Raw genomic sequence first — 1,686 nt, forward strand, 5'->3', positions numbered from 1 at the left:
ACCACCAGCACGACGAGCGCCACGATGACCCACAGCACGGCGCTGGACTTCTTCGGTTGGGGCTGCCCCGGCTGGCCGTACTGACCGGGCTGCCCGTACTGACCCGGCTGCTGACCGTACTGGCCCGGCTGTCCCGGCTGGCCGTACTGGCCGGGCTGCCCGTACTGGCCCTGCTGCGGCTGGCCGTACGGGTTGGACTGCGGGTTGTTCGGGTCGTACCCGGCGGGGTACTGCGGCGACTGCGGGGCGTACGGCTGCTGGGGCTGCTGGGGTTGCTGGCCCCACTGCTGCTGCGACGGGTCCGGCTGCCCGTAGGGGTTGGGCTGCTGAGCGGGGAAACCACCCGACGGCGTGCCCGGGTACCCACCACCGTAGGGCTGTTGCTGCTGGCCCCACTGCGGCTGCGGGTCGTTCCCTCCGGACGGTCCGTACGGACTGGTCATGCTCGGCCTCCGACGGTCGGTCTGGAACGGTCTGGAAAAGCTGTTCAAGGCTTGCGGGCGCGATCAAACCACAGGTGCCGGCACGGTACCCACCCGCCCCGCAAAGCTTTGTCAAACGGTGGCCATCGCCACCACCCCGCGGCGCAACGCGTCCACCGCCTTTCGGGCGGACGCGCCCACCGGGTCGCCGCCGCCGACGACGTCGCGGATCTGGTCCAGGAAGTCGATCACCTGCCGGCACCACCGCACGAAGTCGCCCGCGCCGAGCTCGGAGCCGTTCTCCTCGGCCGCGGACAGCACCTTCTCCAGCGACTCGCCGCGCGCCCACCGGTAGACGGCCCAGGCGAAGCCCGGGTCGGGTTGACGGGTGCGGTCGAGGCGGTGCCTGCGCTCGTCGTCCTCCAGTTCGGCCCAGAGCCGGGCGGTGGCGGTGAGCGCGTCGGAGACCTTGCCGGGTGGCAGCCGGGTTTCGAGCGGGCCGTCGCGGCGGGCCTCGTACACGAGCGCGGAGACGACGGCGGCGAGCTCGGCCGCGTCGAGGTCGCGCCACACGCCGTGGCGGAGGCACTCGGCGGCGAGCAGGTCGGACTCGCTGTACAGCCTGGTCAGCCTCTTGCCGTGCTCGGTGACCTCTTCGCCCGGTCCCCTCTCCTCGGCGTGCAGGTAGCCGCGTTCGCGCAGCAGGCCGCGGATGCGGTCGAACTCGCGGGCGAGGGAGTGGGTGGTGGCGGCGACCTTGCGGTCGAGCTGTTCGGTCTCGGCGAGGAGGCGGTGGTAGCGCTCGCCCCAGCGGGCGTGCTCTTCGCGCTTCTCGCAGCCGTGGCACGGGTGTGCGCGCAACGCCCGCCGCAGCGTCGCGAGCTCCGCGTCGTCGTCGGCGTTGGAGCGCCGTTTCCGCAGGGCGGGTGCGACGATGCCGGTGGCGCGCAGGGACGCGGCCAGGTCGCGCCGCGACTTGGGCGACCGCGTGTCGACCTGCCGGGGCAGGCGCATCTTGCCCAGCACCTCGACCGCGGTGGGGAAGTCCGCGGACGTCAGCCGACCGGCCCACCGGTCCTCGGTCACGACGAACGGTCGGGCTTCACCGAGCGGTTCGAGACCGGGGTCGATGACGACGGCGAGCCCGGACCGGCGGCCGGACGGCACGGCGATCACGTCGCCCTTGCGCAGCCGTTCCAGCGACGCCGCGGCCTCGGCGCGCTTGGCCGACGTGTTCTGCTTCACCAGCGCCTTCTCGCGTTCC

The 1,686-nt window shown here is 72.9% G+C and carries 2 pseudogenes; both read right to left on the reverse strand.

The window, feature by feature from the left end:
* A pseudogene (locus AB0G02_RS38805) lies at positions 1–443 on the reverse strand (DUF4333 domain-containing protein); the annotation flags it as partial.
* 111 nt (positions 444–554) lie between these two features.
* Positions 555–1,686, reverse strand: a pseudogene (locus tag AB0G02_RS38810) (RNA helicase); the annotation flags it as partial.

It is taken from the genome of Actinosynnema sp. NPDC023658 (genome assembly GCF_040639995.1).
Taxonomy (GTDB): Bacteria; Actinomycetota; Actinomycetes; order Mycobacteriales; family Pseudonocardiaceae; genus Actinosynnema.